Raw genomic sequence first — 17588 nt, forward strand, 5'->3', positions numbered from 1 at the left:
TCGGCGGCGTTAGACGGCCCCAGCCGGACGCAGCGAGTAGGTTTTCAGCTGTTCGGCGAACTCGCGCAGCGACTGAATACCGCTGGCCTCGGCATCACTGACCCAGTGCTTGATGGCTTCAAGCATGTCGTGGCCATTGGCGCTGGTTTTTACCCAGATTTGCTGCAGGGCAAGGCGCTTTTCGTAGATCACCTTGAGTGCCTGGCTCTGTTCCAGCATGCGCTGGATACGCGCCTGGTGGGTTCCATCGAGCAGGCTCGGTTCACGCGAGAGCAGGCGCTTGGCGCGATGGAAGTGATGGCGAACCGAGGCGTCGGCCTTGGCCAACTCCTGCTGCACCAGCGGCGCGATCACCAGCTTGCGGTACTGCGCCATGATCTGAAAACGGTTGTTGAGGATGGCCATGGCGGTGTCCATGTCCAGGCTGCGCTTGCCTGCAACCCGATGGGCGATGGGCGCAACACGCTGCACCTGAGCCAGGCCAAACAAGCTGAACAGCTTGATCCAGAACCAGCCCATGTCGAATTCCCACTTCTTCACCGACAGCTTGGCGCTGTTGGGGTAGGTGTGGTGGTTGTTATGCAACTCTTCGCCACCGATCAGGATGCCCCAAGGCACCAGGTTGGTCGCCGCATCGCGGCATTCGAAGTTGCGATAGCCAACGGCATGGCCAAGGCCATTGATCACGCCCGCAGCCCAGACCGGAATCCACATCATCTGGATCGCCCAGATGGTAATGCCAGCGGCGCCGAACAGCGCCAGGTCAATGGCACCCATCAGTGCCACACCGCCAACCGGGAAGCGCGAATAGAGGTTGCGCTCGATCCAGTCTTCCGGGCAGTTCTTGCCGTAGATACGCAGGGTTTCCGGGTTCTTCGCCTCTTCGCGATACAGCTCGGCACCGGTACGCAGCACGGTGCTCAGGCCCTTGATCACCGGGCTGTGCGGATCATCGACGGTTTCGCATTTGGCGTGGTGCTTGCGGTGGATCGCGGTCCACTCACGGGTGTTTTGCGCCGTGGTCAGCCACAGCCAAAAACGGAAGAAGTGCTTCAGCGCCGGGTGCAATTCGAGCGCGCGGTGCGCCGAGTAACGATGCAGATAAACCGTGACGCTGACGATGGTCACATGCGTCATCAGCAGGGTGACTGCGATCAACTGCCAGACCGACAAGTCAAGAAAACCGTTGTACCACATGGATCACGTGCCTCATGGAAAAGGAAAGACATGGCCGCTTTCTAGCGCACATGTGTACACATTATCCCTGACCTTGATCAGAAAACCAGTTGGTCTTTTGCATAAGAATGCCGTGCCCTTATCAACATCTATACTGCCGCACTCAGGCAAAGGACTGGCTTCTATCCCATGAATGCTCCACAAGGCGCCTGGCGCCTGACTCTCAGCTATATGCTCGCCGCCGCCCTGTGGGTGCTGTTCAGCGACGGCCTGCTGATCGCCTTGGGGCTGTCGCTGGCGCAACTGGAACGTGCGCAACTGCTCAAGGGGCTGGGCTTTGTATTGCTCAGCGCAGGTTTGCTGCATGTCGTGCTGCGCGCTCACAGCCGGCAGCACACCCTCGCCCATCAGGCTCTGCAACGTAACGAGAAACGCCTGCGCCAGGCCGCAGCGGTATTTGATGCCACCCAGGAAGGCGTACTGGTCACCGATGCGCAGCAGCATGTCGTGCACTGCAACCCGGCCTTTAGCCGCATCACCGGCTACAGCCAGGCGGAAATCCTCGGCCAGTCACCGAGCATGCTGAAATCCGGGCGGCACGACAAAAGCTTCTATGACAGCCTCTGGCATGCCCTGCACACACGCGGCGCCTGGAGCGGCGAGGTGTGGAACCGGCGCAAGGGCGGCGAAATCTATCCGCAGTGGCAATGCATCCGGGTGATTCACGATGAGCTGGGCGAGATCAGCCATTACGTTGCGGTGTTCTCCGACATCAGCGCGCTGAAACGCTCGCAACGCGAGCTGGATTACCTGGCTCACCACGACCCGCTGAGCAACCTGCCCAACCGCCTGCTGTTTACCGAGCGCGTCGAGCGTGCCCTGGAACGCGCAAAAATTGATGAGCAAGGCGGCGCGGTGCTGTTGATCGACCTCGACCATTTCAAGCACATCAACGAAAGCCTCGGCCACAACATTGGTGACCTGCTGCTCAAGGACGTCGGCGAGCGCCTCAGCCAGCAACTCGGCAAACGCATGACCCTGGCGCGCCTGGGCGGCGATGAGTTCGGCCTGCTCGATGAACGCTGCAGCAGCGCCGAACAGGCTGCGGTAATGGCGCAGCGCCTGCAGGCCTGCCTGACCCGGGCCTTCAACATCAACCAGCAAGAGCTGTTCGTCACCGCCAGCATTGGCATCAGCTTCTACCCCGTCGAGGCCAGTGATGTTGGCCAGGTGCTGCGCAATGCCGACTCGGCGCTGTTCAAGGCCAAGAACAGCGGCCGCGAGAGCTATGCCTTCTACAGCCAGGAACTGACCGAACATGCGCACCAGCGCGTCGAGCTGGCCAGCGCCCTGCGCCATGCCCTGGATCATCAGGAGCTGCGCGTCTATTACCAACCGCTGATCTGCCTGCGTAGCCAGGAGATGATCGGCGTCGAGGCTCTGGTGCGCTGGCAGCACCCGCAACGCGGGCTGGTAGCGCCCGGCGAATTTATCCCGATTGCCGAAGAAACCGGGTTGATCGGCGCCATCGACGCCTGGGTGCTGGAGCAAAGCTGTCGGCAGATGGTCGCCTGGCAAATTGCCGGGCATCGGCTGAGATTTGTCGCAGTGAATGTCTCCAGCCGCCTGTTCAGCCGCGGCGAGCTGGACCTGCGGGTGGCCGAGGTGCTGCGCGATACCGGGCTTGATCCGCTGCACCTGGAACTGGAAGTCACCGAAAGCGCCGTGATGGAAAACCCCGACGCGTCCCTGGCCTTGCTCGAACGCCTGCGCGCCCTCGGTATTCGCCTGGCCATCGATGACTTCGGCACCGGCTACAGCTCGCTGGCACGTCTCAAGCGCCTGCCGGTGCACAAACTCAAACTCGACCAGAGCTTTGTCAGCGGCCTGCCGCATGATCAGGATGATGTAGCCATCACCCGCGCAGTAATCGCCCTCGGCCACAGCATGGGCCTCAAGGTACTGGCAGAAGGGATTGAGCAGCTCGAACAGGTCGAACTGCTTCAGCAACTCGGCTGCGATCACGCCCAGGGCTATTATTTCGGCCGTCCGCAACCGGCAGAACAGCTGGCCACCCACTTGGCGCTAAGCGCCGCAACGACGGACTAAGGCACAACGCATGCGGGTCATGATTCTGGAAGACGACAGCTGGATCGCCGATCTGCTCAAGCAGATCGTTCTCAGCCTGCGCCCCAATAGCCAGGTGGTGTGCCTGGACAACGTCAGCGCCGCCCTGCGCGAATGGCAGCAGCGCCCGGCGGACATGGTCATCTGCGACTGGAACCTGCCGGACGGCCCCGGTACCCGTCTGCTTGAGCAGGTGCGCCGCGACAACAGCAGCACGCCGCTGGTGGTGATCACCGGCCGCTCCGACCGCGCCAGCGTACTGGCCGTGCGCGCCCTGAAGATCAGCGCCTTTATCAGCAAGCCGTTTCAAGCTGCGCATGTCGCCGCCAGCCTGGCAACCCTGCTGCCCGCAGACAACGACGAACAGCAGCACCAGGCCAGCAACACACCGCAGGACCTGCTCAATCACCTGCGTAGCCTGCCCAGCAGCGCCTTGCAATTACCGCTCAAGGCGCATGTACGTGATCGCCTACTGCAACGTTTCAAGGGCGAGCAGATCGACCTGCGCGAGCTGGCCAGCGAGTGGCAGCACGATCCGGCACTTAGCGCGCGCCTGCTCGCCGTGGCCAACAGCAGTGCCTATAACCAGGCTGGCAACCCCTGCACCAACCTACTTGAGGCGCTGCACAAACTGGGCGCGATCAACAGCCTGAATCTGGCCATGGGCCTGGCCCTGCGCCAATGCAGCACACTGGATAACGCCCTGCTGCGCCTACTGGCCCAGGCGCACCTGGACAGCACCGAACTGCTGATCGAGCGCAGCACCAGCCTCGCCCGCCAGTGCGCCATGGACCCAGCGCCGCTCCATACCGCCGCCCTGCTGCACCGCATGGGCGAACTCTGCGTGTTGTATCTGGCACAAGTGTGGCAGGACAGCGGGCAGAGTTTCAGCGAGACCCAGGTGATGCAAGCGCTCGACCAGTTCAGCGGCCCCTTTGCCGTCAGCATCAAGGCGCAATGGCATTTACCGATGCAGCTACGCGAGCTGATCGGCGCGTGCTACAACCTGCCGGCCAACAACGTCAAACGCGAGAACATCCTCATGCGCCTGGCCGCCTGCGAACTCAACAACGCAACGGATGACCCCGAGCTGGCCCGCCTGCGCCGACTGGCAGGCCTGAGCTGATGGCGCCCTTGGCGCGCAGGACCCTGATTGATGAATAACTCGGCAATTACCTGGATCGTCGGCCTCGGCAGCCTGGGCCTGGCGATCTTCTTCAGCCTACTCGGCGGCTTTGCCCTCAACGAGCGGGAAACCCTGTGGAACCTGCAAATCGCCAAGCAGCATGAACTGCAAAGCCTGAGCCTGCGCAACAGCCAGCAGGAGCTGCAACAACAGGCGCAGCTGCTGGCCGAAACCATCGCGGCCGACGCCTGGCTGGTCGAACTGGTGCGCCAGGCCCATGCGCTGCACAGTAATCAACCGACCGATACACACAGCCTGGGGGCTATCCGCAACCAGCTGTACACCCGGCTCGCCCCGCGCTGGCGCACCCTGCAAGGCATTCGCCCGTTCTCCCTGTATATCCATCTGGCGCCTAGCGCCGAAGTGCTACTGCGGGTGCATGAGCCGCAGTGGTTTGCCGACTTCCCCGGCGCGCAGCGACCCATGCTGCTCGACAGCCTGAGTCACGCATCGGCAATCACCGGCCTGGCGGTGGATGGCGACAACCTGAGCATGCGCGCCATCGTGCCGTTGCAAGTGGAAAGCCTAGAGGGCGTGCTTAACGTCGGCGCGCTGGAAGTCAGCCTGGATGTACTGGGCAACCTGCAACAGCTGGACCGTGAACTGGATGCTGGGGTTGCCCTGCTGCTCAAACGCGCCATTCAAGCACCAGATCTCAGTGGCGAGGGTCTGCGCGCCGCCGACACCAGCGCCGGCTACTGGCACCTGGCGGGTTTCTCCCAGGTGCAGGTGCAACACTGGCAGGCGCAACATCGGCTGCCAGCCCCCGAGGAGGGCAACACCTTCAAGCTGCTCGACGATCAAGGCCACACTTACCTGCTCAACCAGATGCGCTTAGGCGGCTATCAGGCCGATCCGGCCAGCACCGGCAATCCGGTATTGGCGCTGACCTGGCGCGACATCACGGCGCTGTACAGCTTGCACCAGCGCGACAAACGCTGGCTGGTGGTCAAATGGCTACTGGCCTGGTTCGCCGCCGAAGCACTGCTGCTGTTGCTGTTGCTGGCCACCCGGCACAGCAGCCAGCAGGTGATGCGCCGCCACCACGCCGAACTGCAGAGCAAACACCAACAAACTGAAGAGTCGCGCCAATTGCTGGCGCTGATTACCCAGACGCAGGCCGCCTATATCAACGCGGACAACCAGCGCGAGGCCTTCGACACCCTGCTGGGGCGGATTCTCGACGTCAGCGCCAGCCAGTTCGGCTTTGTCGGGGAAATCCTGCATGACGATGCCGGCGCGCCCTTTCTGCGCACCTTCGCCATCAGCAATATCGCCTGGGATGCACAAAGCCGCGCCTTCTACGCCGACCATGCGCCGCAGGGCCTGGAATTTCGCAACCTCGACAGCCTGTTCGGCCAGGTGATCCGCAGCGGTCAGGCGCTGATCAGCAATGACCCCGCTAATCACCCAAATAGCGCCGGTTTACCGCCGGGGCATCCGCCGCTGCTGGCGTTTGCCGGCTTGCCCATTCACGCCAACGGTGAGCTGCGCGGCATGCTCGGCCTGGCCAACCGCGCAGGTGGCTACGACGAGCAGTTCACCGCCCAGCTACAGCCACTGCTGACCACCCTCGGCCAGCTGCTCGAAGCCCTGCGCCGCGATACCCAGCGCGCGCAAACCCAGCAACATATGCAGCGCCAGCAAGCAGCCCTGCGCGCGCTTAACGAGATTGCCGCGCTGCCCAAGCTGAGCAGCCACGAGCAGCTGCGCCAGGCGCTGCAACTGGGGGCCGAGTTCTATGGCATGCCGATCGGCATCATCAGCCAGATCAATGCGGACACCTACCAGGTCAGGGTGCAGGTATCGCCGCCCAACACCCTACAGGACGGCCAGTGCTTCACCCTCGGTGATACCTACTGCAGCATCACCCTGCGCAGCAACGATGTGCTGGCCATTGCCGCCATGGGCCAGAGCGAACATGCCGCGCACCCCTGTTACCCATTGTTCGCCCTGGAAAGTTATATCGGCACCAGCATCTGGGTCGCCGGCCAGCGCTTCGGCACCCTGTGCTTCGCCTCAAGCGCGGCGCGTGATGCGCCGTTTGACGATGCCGACGAAGAATTTATGCGCCTGTTCGCCCGCTGGGTCGGCGCCACGCTGGAGCGCATGCGCCATGAAGAGCAGACCCGCGAGGCACGGCGCTTTCTGCAAGCCGTGCTCGATTCGGCCACCGGCGTCAGCATCATCACCACCGACCGCGACGGCTTGATCACCCTGTTCAACTCCGGCGCCGAGCGCCTGCTGGGTTATCGCAGTGCGCAAGTGATTGGCCAGCACAGCCCAGCGCTGTTCCACCTGGCCGAAGAAATCCAGGCCCGCGGCCGCCAGCTCAGCCAACAACTGGGCACTGAAGTAAGCGGTTTTGCCGTGTTTACCCGCCTCCCCGACCAGGGCGAACCGGAAACCCGCCAGTGGACCTACCAACGCAAGAACGGCGAGCAACGCATCGTCAACCTCACCGTCAGCGCCATGCATGATGCCGAGGGCGTGATCAGCGGTTACCTGGGCATCGCCAGCGATATTAGCGACCTGCACCAGACCACCCGCGCCCTGCAAAAAAGCGAAAGCCGCTTCCGCGGCCTGGTCAGCAGCCTGCCAGGGGCGGTGTACCGCTGCCGCAACGATGAAAGCTGGTCGATGAGCTACCTCAGTGAAGAAATCCAGGCGCTCAGCGGCTACCCGGCCAGCGACTTTATCAACAACCGCGTACGCAGCTTCTCCAGCGTGGTGCACCCCGACGATCTGCCGATCACCTACCGCGCAGTAGCGGCCATCGAGCGCCAGGAGTCCTTCGAGCTGACCTACCGCCTGCTGCACGCCGACGGCCACAGCGTCTGGGTGCGGGAGAAAGGCCGCGGTGAATACGACAGCCACGGCGAACTGCAATGGATTTCCGGGTTTATCTGGGACATCAGCGACCGCAAGGCTGTGGAAGACCAGCTGCGGCTGAGCCAGCAGCGCTTTAGCAACGCCTTTAGCCTCGCGCCCCAGGGCATGGCCCTGGTGTCGCTGCAAGGGCAGTGGCTGGAAGTTAACGATCAACTCTGCGAAATGCTCGGCTATAGCCGCGAACAATTACTGTGCAGCGACTTTCAGCAGATCACCCACCCCGATGATCTGGATGCCGACCTGCAGCATATCGAAGAGCTTCTGGCTGGCGAGATCAGCGCCTATCAGATGGAGAAACGCTACCTGGACAGTCAGGGGCGGATCATCTGGGTGTTGCTCAGCGTGGCCCTGGTACGGGACAGCGACAACCAGCCGGTGCACTTCGTCTCACAGATTCAGGACTTCAACGAACGTATCGCCTCAGAAATGGCCATCCGCGAGCGCGAGGATTACCTGCGCGCCCTGCTCGACAACGTGCTCGATGCGATTATCACCATCGACCAGCAGGGCTATATCGAAACCTTCAACCACGCCGCCGAACGCATCTTCGGTTACAGCCACCTGGAAGTGTCCGGACACCGCGCGACCCTGCTGCTGCCCGAACCACAGCGCTCGATGCGCGCGCGCTACCTCAGCCACTTCCTGAAAACCGGCATCCAGCAGATGCTCGGCAAGGAAATCGAGCTGACCGCCCTGCGCAGCAACGGCGAAACCTTCACCATCGAACTGGCCGTCTCACAAATCAGCCACCAGGGCGAGCGGCGCTTTATCGCGGTGATCCGCGATATCGAGGAACGCAAGCGCATTGAGCGGATGAAGAACGAATTCGTCTCCACCGTCAGCCATGAACTGCGCACCCCGCTGACGGCGATTGCCGGCTCCCTCGGCCTGGTCAATGGCGGCGCCCTCGGCGCCGTGCCGGCGAGCATGCAGCAGATGCTGCAGATCGCCCAGGACAACAGCCAGCGCCTCAACCTGCTGATCAATGACCTGCTCGACATGGATAAACTGGTGGCCGGCAAGATGCTCTTCGAGCTGCAGGACGAAGCGCTGCAACCGCTGCTGGAACAGGCCGTCGAAGAAAACCAGCCGTACGCCGAGCACTACCAAGTGCAATTGCAGCTGCAAGGCCCACCGACCGCAGCGCGGGTGCGCGTCGACAAACTGCGCCTGGCCCAGGTACTGGCCAACCTGCTGTCCAACGCGGCGAAGTTCTCACCCCAGGGCCAGACCGTCGACGTGCGCGTAGAGCAACACGACACGCGCCTGCGCGTCAGCGTGACCGACCACGGCCCCGGTGTGCCGGAGAATTTCCAGGCACGGATTTTCAGCAAATTCTCCCAGGCCGACGCCACCGACACCCGGCAGAAAGGCGGCACCGGCCTGGGCCTGGCCATCAGCAAGGAAATCATCGAACGCATGGGCGGGCAGATCGGTTTCGACTCAAGCCCCGGTCACGGCGCGACTTTCTGGTTCGAACTGACTACCCTGGCCCTAGAGGCCAGCCCTGAGGAAAACCAGCATGTCTGAGCTACAGCGCATTCTGCACGTGGAAGACGACCCCTCGATCCAGGCCGTGGCCAAGCTGGCGCTGGAAGCAGTCGGCGGTTTTCAGGTGCTCAGCTGCTCATCCGGCCAGGATGCCCTGGATCAGCTACAGGGCTTTGCCCCGGACTTTATTCTGCTGGATGTGATGATGCCGGACATGGACGGCCCGCAAACCCTGGCACGCATGGCCCGGCTGATTGACATCAGCCAGGTGCCAGTGGCCTTTATGACCGCCAAGGTGCAACCGGCGGAAATCGCCCATTACCGCAGCCTCGGCGCCCGCGATGTGATCATCAAACCCTTCGACCCGATGCAGCTGGCCGCGCAGGTGCGCAAGATCTGGAGCCTGGCCCATGAGTAAAGGCAAGAGCGCCGCCGATCAACTGCAGCAACACCTGCAGCAGTTGAGTAATGCCTTCGCCGTGCGCCTGCAGGTAGAGCTGCCGGCCCTCGCGCAGAACGCCGAACGCCTGCTGCACGCCGCCGACCCGCAGGAGCAGCTGCAGCATCTGCACAGCCTGCGCGACCAGCTGCACAAACTGGCTGGCGCCGCCGGCACCTTTGGTTTCAGCAGCCTCGGCCAGCGCGCCCGCGAGCTGGAGCAGGAGGCCGATCAATGGCTGGAAACCCTGCAGCAGGAACAGCAGAGCCTGCAGGACTTCAGCCACAGCCTGCAGCAACTGGCGCGCCAGCAGTTCCAGGCCGAACGCAGCCAGGAACCCGCTACCCGCGCGGTCAAGCCGCCACGGCCAAACAGCAGCGCGCGGCGCATCTATATCCTCGAAGACCAGCTATCGATTGGCGAGAACATGCGCCTGACGCTGAACAACTTCGGCTACCACGCCGAACACTTCAGCCGCATCAGCGAGCTCGACGCCGCCCTGCAGCAGCAACTGCCCGATGCGCTGATTGTCGACGTCAACCTGCCCGACGAGAGCCTGACCGGCCTGGAATATGCCGCCAGCCTGCAGCAACGCCTGGACGAGCCGCTGCCGCTGCTGGTGATCACCACCCAGGACGATTTCGCCACCTACCTGGAAGCGGTGCGCGTCGGCGCCATGGGCTTTTTCACCAAGCCGGTGGACATCCCGCAGCTGGAAAACCGCCTGGAGCGCTGCTTCGCCCAGCAACAGGGCGAGCCGTATCGGGTGCTGATCATCGATGACGACCGCGAGCTGGCCAGCCGCTTCAGCCTGATTCTGCGTGGCGCCAATATGCTGGTGGAGATGCTGCACGAGCCGGCGGAGATCTTCGCCCGCATGCGCAGCTTCAACCCCGAAGTGGTGCTGCTGGACGTGAGCATGCCCGATTGCACCGGCCCGGAACTGGCGCAGATCATCCGCATGAACGACGACTGGCTGCGCGTGCCCATCGTCTACCTGTCGGCGGAAACCGATATCAACCGGCAGATGAGCGCGCTGATCAAGGCCGGCGATGATTTTGTCACCAAACCGATTTCCGACAACGCCCTGGTCGCTGCGGTGTTCTCCCGTGCCCAACGCGCGCGCCTGCTGAGCAACGCGCTGTCGCGCGACAGCCTCACCGGGCTGCTCAAGCACGGCGATATCAAGGAGCAGGCGGCAGTCGAACTGGAGCGCGCGCAGCGCAGCGGCAAACCGGCCAGCGTGGCCATGCTGGATATCGACTTCTTCAAGAAGGTCAACGACAGCCATGGCCACGCCGCCGGCGACAATGTGATTCGCGCCCTGGCCAACCTGCTGCGCCAACGCCTGCGGCGCATCGACAGCCTGGGCCGTTATGGCGGCGAGGAGTTCCTCGTGGTGCTGCCAGACTGCCCATCGGACCAGGCGCTACGAATCCTCGATGAGATCCGCCAGCGCTTTGCCGAACTGCACTTTATTGCGGGTGGCCAGCAGTTCTCGGTCACCCTGAGCGCCGGCATCGCCTCCACTGAAGATGCGCCAACGGGTGCCGATGATCTGCTGGATAAGGCTGATCGCGCGCTATACGCGGCCAAGCACAATGGGCGCAATCAGGTGCGCTAGTCGGCGCATGTTAGGCCGGGTGTCACCCCATCCACGGTCTTCTGAAGACCGGCATGTAGCCGGATAAGCGCAGCGCAATCCGGGGCCCCGCGATCCCGGATTGCGCCAAGGCTTATCCGGGCTACAGGTGCTGGCTGTAGGCGTGGTGGAAGCGCCCATAACCATGGACGCCAACAAGGCATATTTGTCAGCTTCGCAGCGCTGCCGTGCGCCATGCGGGATCTGGGGATGTAGCACCCATCCTTGCTATTCGAACAGGGCCGGCAGCATAGGGATCGCCTGCGTCTGGCCATCGATCTCAACTAGCTCAAACGTCTCGCGCTTGGTTTTATGAAATTTATAGCGTAGATTTTCATGAAATTATTCAAATAGAATTTCATGAGGCGCGCCATGTTCAAACAATCCGCCCAACATATCGGCACCTACTACGCCGGCACCTACCCAGGTGCTATCCCCCTGCGCCCGCGCCTGCAGGAAGCGTTGCAGTGTGATGTGCTGATTATCGGCGGTGGTTTCAGCGGCCTGCACAGCGCACTGCGCCTGGCCCTGGCCGGCAAGAAGGTGGTCGTGCTGGAAGCCAGTCGCCTGGCCTGGGCCGCCTCCGGGCGTAACGGTGGTCAGGCGCTGCCGGGCTGGTCCTGCGACATGCCGCCGTTCGAGAAGGCCCTCGGCCTGGAACGCGCCCGCCGCCTGTGGGACAGCATGGTCTGGGCCGCCACGGAGATGCGCGAGCTGCCCGAGCGACACAACTTCGATATCGATTACCGCACCGGCGCGATCTACACCGCCGTGCTGCCGCGCCGCGTGCGCCAGTTGCAGGACAGCCTGGAAGAAGCCGAGCAGAAGTACGGCTATACGCAGCTGAGCTTTATCCCCAAGGACGAGCTGCCGCAGTGGATTGCCAGCCCGCGTTACCTCGCTGCCCTGCATGACAGCGGCGCCGCCCACCTTAACCCGCTGAAACTGGCCCAGGGCCTGGCCGATGCCATCGAGAAGGCTGGCGGCAAGATCTTCGAGCAGAGCAAGGCGCTCGAATACCGCGAAACGGCTGAGGGCTATATAGCGCGCACCGAGCAGGGCGAGATTCGCAGCGATGTGCTGGTGCTGGCCTGCAACGCCTATATCGACAAGCTCGATGCGCAACTGTCGAAGCGCCTGCTGCCGGTCGGCTCCTACCAGGTCGCCACCGCGCCGCTGGACCCGGAGCTGGCACGCTCGCTGTTCCCGCGCGGCACCTGCGCCATCGACAACCAGTTCGTGCCGGACTATTTCCGCGTCACTCCGGACAACCGCCTGCTGTTCGGCGGCGGCTGCACCTACCTGGGCGGCATTCCGGCGGACGTGCCGGCGGCCACCCGGCCCTATCTGGAGCGGGTGTTCCCGCAACTACGCGGCGTGCAGATCGACTACGGCTGGGGCGGACATATCGACTGCACCATGCACCGCACCCCGGATGTCGGCCGCAGCGGGCAGAAGTACTGGCTGCAGGGCTTCTCCGGTCACGGCATCCTGCCGACCCTGGCCGCCGCCCGCGCAGTCAGCGACGCGATCCTCGGTGACGCCGATCTGCTTGAGCTGTACCAGGGCCTGAGCAACCCGCGCTTCCCCGGCGGTGACCTGCTGGCGGCGCCCATCGAGGCAGTCGGCAAGGCCTGGTATCGCCTGCGCGATGTGATTTGATGATGGCCAGTCCCCTCTCCCCTCGGGGAGAGGGTTAGGGAGAGGGGCAGCCGACCCTCTCCCCCAGCCCCTCTCCCGCAAGCGGGAGAGGGGAGTTAAAACGTCAAAGGAAACCCCATGGATATGCAGGAAGAAGTCGAAGGTCTGGCGATCCTGATCCGCGACCTGCGCAAGCACAAGAACCTCACCCTGGGTGAGCTGGCCGCGCGCATCGACCGCTCGGTGGGCTTCCTGTCCCAGGTCGAGCGCGGCCTGTCGCGCCCGACCGTGGCTGACCTCACCGCCATCAGCGAAAGCCTCGGCGTGCCGACCACCTATTTCTACAGCCTGAGCAAGCCGCGCGCCGTGCCCTGGGTCACCCGCCCTGGCGAGCGCCGCACGCTGTATTACGCCGGCGGCATCACCGACATACTGGCCTCGCCAACCATGGCCGGCGGCTTCTCCATGCTCGAAAGCCACCTGCAGCCCGGCGCCACCAGCGGCGACGGGCATTTGAACGACAGCTCCGAGCAAGGCGGCTTTGTCCTCGAAGGCGAATTGACGATCTGGTACGGCGACGCCGCCGAGCCAGTCACCCTCGGCCCGAACGACAGTTTCCAGCTGCCGCCGCATGCGCAGTTTCGCTACGCCAACCTTTCCGATTCCCCCACACGAGTGCTCTGGGTTTTTACCTAACCCGCGCAGATAGACGCCATGACAATAACAACAGCATTCCCCGACCTGCTCAGCGAAGTCCGCGCCTTCCGCAGCGCCAACCCCGACGTGCGCTATGTCGACCTGATCAGCCTGGACATTCCCGGGCATTTCTACGGCAAGCGCTACCCCATCGACATGCTCGAGAAGGTCGCCGCCGGCAGCCCGCTGAAAATCCCGCAGAACTGCGTGCTGCTTGGCGTGCAAGGCGGCCTGCACCCGATTGGCGACTACTGCTTTAACGACGGCGACCCGGACGCGCCGCGCCGGCTGATCCCCGGCACGCTCAAACCGGTGCGCTGGGAAAGCCAGCCGCTGGGGCAGATGCTGATCAGCTCCGACGGCACGCAAGCACCGATCGAGTTCGAGCCGCGCGAAGTACTCGCCCGCGTGCTCAAGCGCCTGGCCGCACGCGGCATTCGCCCGGTGGTGGCCTTCGAGCTGGAGTTCTACCTGTTTGATCGCACGCTGCAGGACGGCCTGCCGCAGTTCCCCCGCGACCCGCTGTGCGGCGATGCCGATGATCAGCCAAACATGCATATCGAACGCCTGTCGCGCTTTGCCGATGTGCTGCATGAGATCGTCGACGCCGCCAATGAGCAGGGCGTGGACGCCAACGTGATCACCGCCGAGCTCGGCCCCGGCCAGTTCGAGATCAACTTCGGCCATTGCGACGACGGCCTGCGCGCCGCCGACTGGGCCGCCTTGTTCTGCCGCAGCACCCGTGGCGTGGCGCTCAAGCACGGCCAGCGCGCCAGTTTTATGAGCAAGCCCTACCTGCACGCGCCGGGCAGCGGCATGCATGTGCACGTCAGCCTGTACGACGACGCCGGCAATAACCTGCTCGACGGCGACCAGCAGCGTCCGCTGCGCCACGCCGTGGCCGGCTGCCTGGAGCTGCTGCCACACTGCATGCCGATATTCGCTGCCAACCACAACGCCTTCCGCCGCTACGGCGCCATGGTCAACGCCGCCAGCCGCGCCAGCTGGGGCTATGAAGACCGCGATGCGTGCATCCGCATCCCAGAGTCGGACGGCAAGAACCTGCGCATCGAACACCGCCTGGCCGGCGCCGACGCCAACCCCTATCTGGTGCTGGCAGCGATCCTCACCGGCATGGAGCACGGCCTGGATGCCGGCCAGGAGCCGATTGCCCCGCTCAACGAAAACCGCCAGAGCGGCATCGATTTCCCCCAGGACATGCTCGGCGCCGTCAGCGCAATGCGCGACCATCCGGTGGTCAACCAGGGCCTGGGTGAGGAATTCGTCATGGTCTATTGCGAGAACAAGCGCCAAGACCACCTGGCCTTTATGCAGGAAGTCAGTGCGCGGGAGTACCGCTGGTTTCTCTAACCGCTCCACGCCCTCGTAGCCCGGATAAGCCTTGGCGCAATCCGGGAACTCCCCCCGGATTACGCTGGCGCTTATCCGGGCTACGGGCTGTAACCCGTAGGATGGGTGATAACCCATCAATTGCCGCGATGGGTTATCACCCATCCTACGCCCCACCTAGCTTGCGGCCTCAACGCAACAGATGCACCGCCAGCCCGGCCAGCGCCGACACCAGCAACACCTCCATCACCCCACGCTTAAAGCGCAGCAGCGCCAGCGCCGCCGCCACGGACAGCACGGCAGACGGCCAGTCGAAGCTACCGGCAAAGCCCTGCGGCCAGAGCACGTGGTAGGCAAAGAACAGCGCCAGATTAAGGATCACCCCCACCACTGCGGCAGTAATCGCGGTCAGTGGCGCGGTGAATTTCAGCTCGCCGTGGGTCGACTCCACCAACGGCCCGCCGGCGAGAATAAACAGGAAGGACGGCAGAAAAGTGAACCAGGTGACCAGCGCAGCCGCCAGCGCACCGCTGACAAAGCCCGAGTCGCCACCGAACACCGGCTGCAGATAAGCCCCGACAAAGGCCACGAACGCCACCACCATGATCAGCGGCCCCGGCGTGGTTTCGCCCAGGGCCAGACCGTCGATCATCTGCGTCGGCGTCAGCCAGCCGTAATGACCGATGGCGCCCTGGTAGACATACGGCAGCACCGCATAGGCGCCGCCAAAGGTCAGCAGCGCCGCCTTGGTAAAGAACCAGGCCATCTGCGTCAGCGTGCCGTCCCAACCATACAGCCCGGTCAACAGGCCCATCGGCAGCAGCCAGAGCAGCGCGCCCACCACCAGCAACAGCGCCAGACGCGAGGCACGGAAACGCGTATGCGCCGCCGGCGGGCTGTCATCGTCGATCAGCGCCGGACCGTAGGAATGGTTGGCCGCCGCATGCCCGCCGCCCAGGCTGAACTGTTGCGGCAACAGGCGGCCACCGAGGTAGCCGAGCAGCGCGGCGCCAATCACGATCAACGGAAACGGCAGATTGAAGGCAAAGATGGCGACAAAAGACGCGCCGGCAATGCCCCACAACCAGTTGTTCTTCAACGCCCGCGAGCCAATGCGCCAGGCCGCCTGCATGACGATGGCGGTCACCGCCGGCTTGATCCCATAGAAAATCCCCGCCACCAACGGCACATCACCGAAGGCGATATACAGCCAGGACAGGCCGATCAGGATAAACAGCGACGGCAGCACGAACAGCACCCCGGCAATCACCCCGCCCCAGGTTCGGTGCAGCAGCCAGCCGATATAGGTGGCCAACTGCTGCGCCTCCGGCCCCGGTAGCAACATGCAGTAGTTCAGCGCATGCAGAAAGCGCCGCTCGGATAGCCAGCGGCGCTTCTCCACCAATTCCTGATGCATGATCGCAATCTGCCCAGCCGGCCCGCCGAAGCTGATCAGGCCGAGCTTGAGCCAAAACCAGAAGGCTTCGCGCAGGCTGACGGCGGGTGGTGCAGACGATTCGGACATGCGGGCAACTCACGGCGATAAAAACGCTCGCACTATAGCGTGCCACGATGACGATTTAAGCCGGCAGTGCTCAAGCCCAGGCGCGGATTTCCGTATACTTGGCAGCGCTGCGCCCTCCTTTCAACCTGCCCGTGAAGCTCTCCGTGAAAATCCGCCATTCGTTAGGGTCTGTTCCCGTTTCATCGCAAGCCGCGTTGCCGCGAAAAATCTCGCCAGGCAAGGCGGAGGACGCAGGCAATGGTTGTTCCCTTGCCAAGTCCTCCAACAACGCATGGCGAGATTTTTCGCGCAACCCTCTGGGCCGGGCCTGTTTTAGCGCGATACTGCGTTTCTCGACACTCATTTGGAACAACCAAACTTCGCGTCTCGTGCCTGGCCTCGCGCTAAAACAGGCTCCGGCGCGGCCGCGAGCGAAACGGCAACAGACCCTAGTAAGCCTGCTGCTGATCTGCAGCTGCGTTGTAGTTGCATCGAACACCCAGGCCGCCCCCGCCAAACAACAGGACCTGGCCGCCGGCAGTGCACTGCTGGTCGATCTGCAGACCAATCAGGTGCTCTACGAGCGCAACGCCGACAGCGTGGTGCCGATTGCCTCGGTGACTAAGCTGATGACCGCCATGGTCACCCTCGACGCCAAGCTGCCGCTGGATCAGGTGCTGCCGATCATGATTCGCGACACCCAGGAAATGCGCGGGGTGTTCTCCCGCGTGCGCGTGGGCAGCGAACTGAGCCGCCGCGACATGCTGTTACTGGCCCTAATGGCCTCGGAAAACCGCGCCGCAGCCAGCCTGGCGCACCACTATCCGGGTGGTCACGCGGCCTTTGTCGCGGCGATGAATGCCAAGGCGCGCGCCTTGGGCATGAAGAATTCGCGCTTCGTTGAGCCCACTGGCCTGTCGGAGCACAACGTCTCCAGCGCCCGTGACCTGGTGCTGATGCTCAAGGCCGCGCGCCAATACCCGCTGATCAGCCAGTTCAGCACCACCTCGGAAAAAACCCAGGCGTTCAGCAAACCCAACTACACCCTGGGCTTTCGCAACACCAACAACCTGGTGCGCAAGCCGGGCTGGAGCGTGCAGCTAAGCAAAACCGGCTACACCGGCGAAGCCGGCCGCTGCCTGGTGATGAATACCGTGATGAATAACCGCCCGGTGGCCTTCGTGGTGCTGGATGCCTTTGGCAAATACACCCACATGGCCGACGCCAACCGCCTCAAACGCTGGCTGGAAACCGGCAAGGTCACTGCCGTGCCGCCTGCCGCCATCAGCTACCGCCAGCAGAAACTGGCGCAGCGTCAGGCCAAAGCCACGCAGTAAGCCCCCAAAAATGACAAGGCCCGCAGACAGAGCGGGCCTTGTTGTATCAGACCGTAGGATGGGTGCTAACCCATCAGCCAATTGATGGGTTAGCACCCATCCTACGG

The 17588-nt window shown here is 63.4% G+C and carries 12 protein-coding genes; 9 read left to right on the forward strand and 3 right to left on the reverse strand.

Going from position 1 to position 17588, the window contains the following annotated elements; all coding sequences use genetic code 11:
• Window positions 1-9: 9 nt before the first annotated feature.
• Window positions 10-1197, reverse strand: coding sequence for a delta-9 fatty acid desaturase DesA (gene desA, locus Q8M42_RS04020; protein WP_305283448.1), 1188 nt, complete (start codon window positions 1195-1197; stop codon window positions 10-12).
• Between the two features lie 168 nt (window positions 1198-1365).
• Here desA and dibA point away from each other — a divergent pair, with 168 nt between their 5' ends.
• The 8 genes from dibA (at window position 1366) to Q8M42_RS04060 (ending at window position 14661) form a co-directional block, all read left to right on the forward strand.
• The gene (gene dibA / locus Q8M42_RS04025) at window positions 1366-3285 is read left to right on the forward strand and encodes a phosphodiesterase DibA (protein WP_304870405.1); all 1920 of its coding nucleotides are present in this window, start codon (window positions 1366-1368) and stop codon (window positions 3283-3285) included.
• A gap of 10 nt (window positions 3286-3295) precedes the next feature.
• Window positions 3296-4429 (forward strand): HDOD domain-containing protein, encoded by a 1134-nt coding sequence (locus Q8M42_RS04030; RefSeq protein ID WP_304870407.1) that lies wholly within the window; start codon window positions 3296-3298, stop codon window positions 4427-4429.
• A gap of 30 nt (window positions 4430-4459) precedes the next feature.
• On the forward strand, window positions 4460-8911 hold the full coding sequence (locus Q8M42_RS04035) for a PAS domain S-box protein (protein ID WP_304870409.1): 4452 nt from the start codon (window positions 4460-4462) through the stop codon (window positions 8909-8911).
• Window positions 8904-9290, forward strand: coding sequence for a response regulator (locus Q8M42_RS04040; RefSeq protein ID WP_304870412.1), 387 nt, complete (start codon window positions 8904-8906; stop codon window positions 9288-9290). Before Q8M42_RS04035 ends, Q8M42_RS04040 begins: the two co-directional genes overlap by 8 nt.
• A complete protein-coding gene (locus Q8M42_RS04045; protein ID WP_304870413.1) occupies window positions 9283-10935 on the forward strand; it encodes a diguanylate cyclase in 1653 nt (550 codons plus the stop codon). Before Q8M42_RS04040 ends, Q8M42_RS04045 begins: the two co-directional genes overlap by 8 nt.
• Window positions 10936-11325: 390 nt before the next feature.
• On the forward strand, window positions 11326-12615 hold the full coding sequence (locus Q8M42_RS04050; protein ID WP_304870415.1) for an FAD-binding oxidoreductase: 1290 nt from the start codon (window positions 11326-11328) through the stop codon (window positions 12613-12615).
• 117 nt (window positions 12616-12732) lie between these two features.
• The gene (locus tag Q8M42_RS04055; RefSeq protein WP_304869393.1) at window positions 12733-13290 is read left to right on the forward strand and encodes a helix-turn-helix domain-containing protein; all 558 of its coding nucleotides are present in this window, start codon (window positions 12733-12735) and stop codon (window positions 13288-13290) included.
• Between the two features lie 24 nt (window positions 13291-13314).
• Window positions 13315-14661, forward strand: coding sequence for a glutamine synthetase family protein (locus tag Q8M42_RS04060; protein WP_304869397.1), 1347 nt, complete (start codon window positions 13315-13317; stop codon window positions 14659-14661).
• Between the two features lie 169 nt (window positions 14662-14830).
• On the opposite strand, the gene chrA is transcribed toward Q8M42_RS04060, so the two are convergent.
• Together chrA and Q8M42_RS04070 are read right to left on the reverse strand one after the other, a co-directional pair.
• Window positions 14831-16165, reverse strand: coding sequence for a chromate efflux transporter (gene chrA, locus Q8M42_RS04065; protein ID WP_304869391.1), 1335 nt, complete (start codon window positions 16163-16165; stop codon window positions 14831-14833).
• A gap of 70 nt (window positions 16166-16235) precedes the next feature.
• On the reverse strand, window positions 16236-16508 hold the full coding sequence (locus Q8M42_RS04070; RefSeq protein ID WP_304869389.1) for a hypothetical protein: 273 nt from the start codon (window positions 16506-16508) through the stop codon (window positions 16236-16238).
• A gap of 25 nt (window positions 16509-16533) precedes the next feature.
• Here Q8M42_RS04070 and pbpG point away from each other — a divergent pair, with 25 nt between their 5' ends.
• Window positions 16534-17481 (forward strand): D-alanyl-D-alanine endopeptidase, encoded by a 948-nt coding sequence (pbpG, locus tag Q8M42_RS04075; protein ID WP_304869388.1) that lies wholly within the window; start codon window positions 16534-16536, stop codon window positions 17479-17481.
• Window positions 17482-17588: the final 107 nt, after the last annotated feature.

The organism is Pseudomonas sp., assembly GCF_030684895.1.
Taxonomy (GTDB): domain Bacteria; phylum Pseudomonadota; class Gammaproteobacteria; order Pseudomonadales; family Pseudomonadaceae; genus Aquipseudomonas.

Coding starts and splice junctions, on each gene's coding strand:
- desA (WP_305283448.1), bottom strand. CDS start 1,197: ATGTGGTACAACGGTTTTCTTGACTTGTCGGTCTGGCAGTTGATCGCA.
- dibA (WP_304870405.1), top strand. CDS start 1,366: ATGAATGCTCCACAAGGCGCCTGGCGCCTGACTCTCAGCTATATGCTC.
- Q8M42_RS04030 (WP_304870407.1), top strand. CDS start 3,296: ATGCGGGTCATGATTCTGGAAGACGACAGCTGGATCGCCGATCTGCTC.
- Q8M42_RS04035 (WP_304870409.1), top strand. CDS start 4,460: ATGAATAACTCGGCAATTACCTGGATCGTCGGCCTCGGCAGCCTGGGC.
- Q8M42_RS04040 (WP_304870412.1), top strand. CDS start 8,904: ATGTCTGAGCTACAGCGCATTCTGCACGTGGAAGACGACCCCTCGATC.
- Q8M42_RS04045 (WP_304870413.1), top strand. CDS start 9,283: ATGAGTAAAGGCAAGAGCGCCGCCGATCAACTGCAGCAACACCTGCAG.
- Q8M42_RS04050 (WP_304870415.1), top strand. CDS start 11,326: ATGTTCAAACAATCCGCCCAACATATCGGCACCTACTACGCCGGCACC.
- Q8M42_RS04055 (WP_304869393.1), top strand. CDS start 12,733: ATGGATATGCAGGAAGAAGTCGAAGGTCTGGCGATCCTGATCCGCGAC.
- chrA (WP_304869391.1), bottom strand. CDS start 16,165: ATGTCCGAATCGTCTGCACCACCCGCCGTCAGCCTGCGCGAAGCCTTC.
- Q8M42_RS04070 (WP_304869389.1), bottom strand. CDS start 16,508: ATGAGTGTCGAGAAACGCAGTATCGCGCTAAAACAGGCCCGGCCCAGA.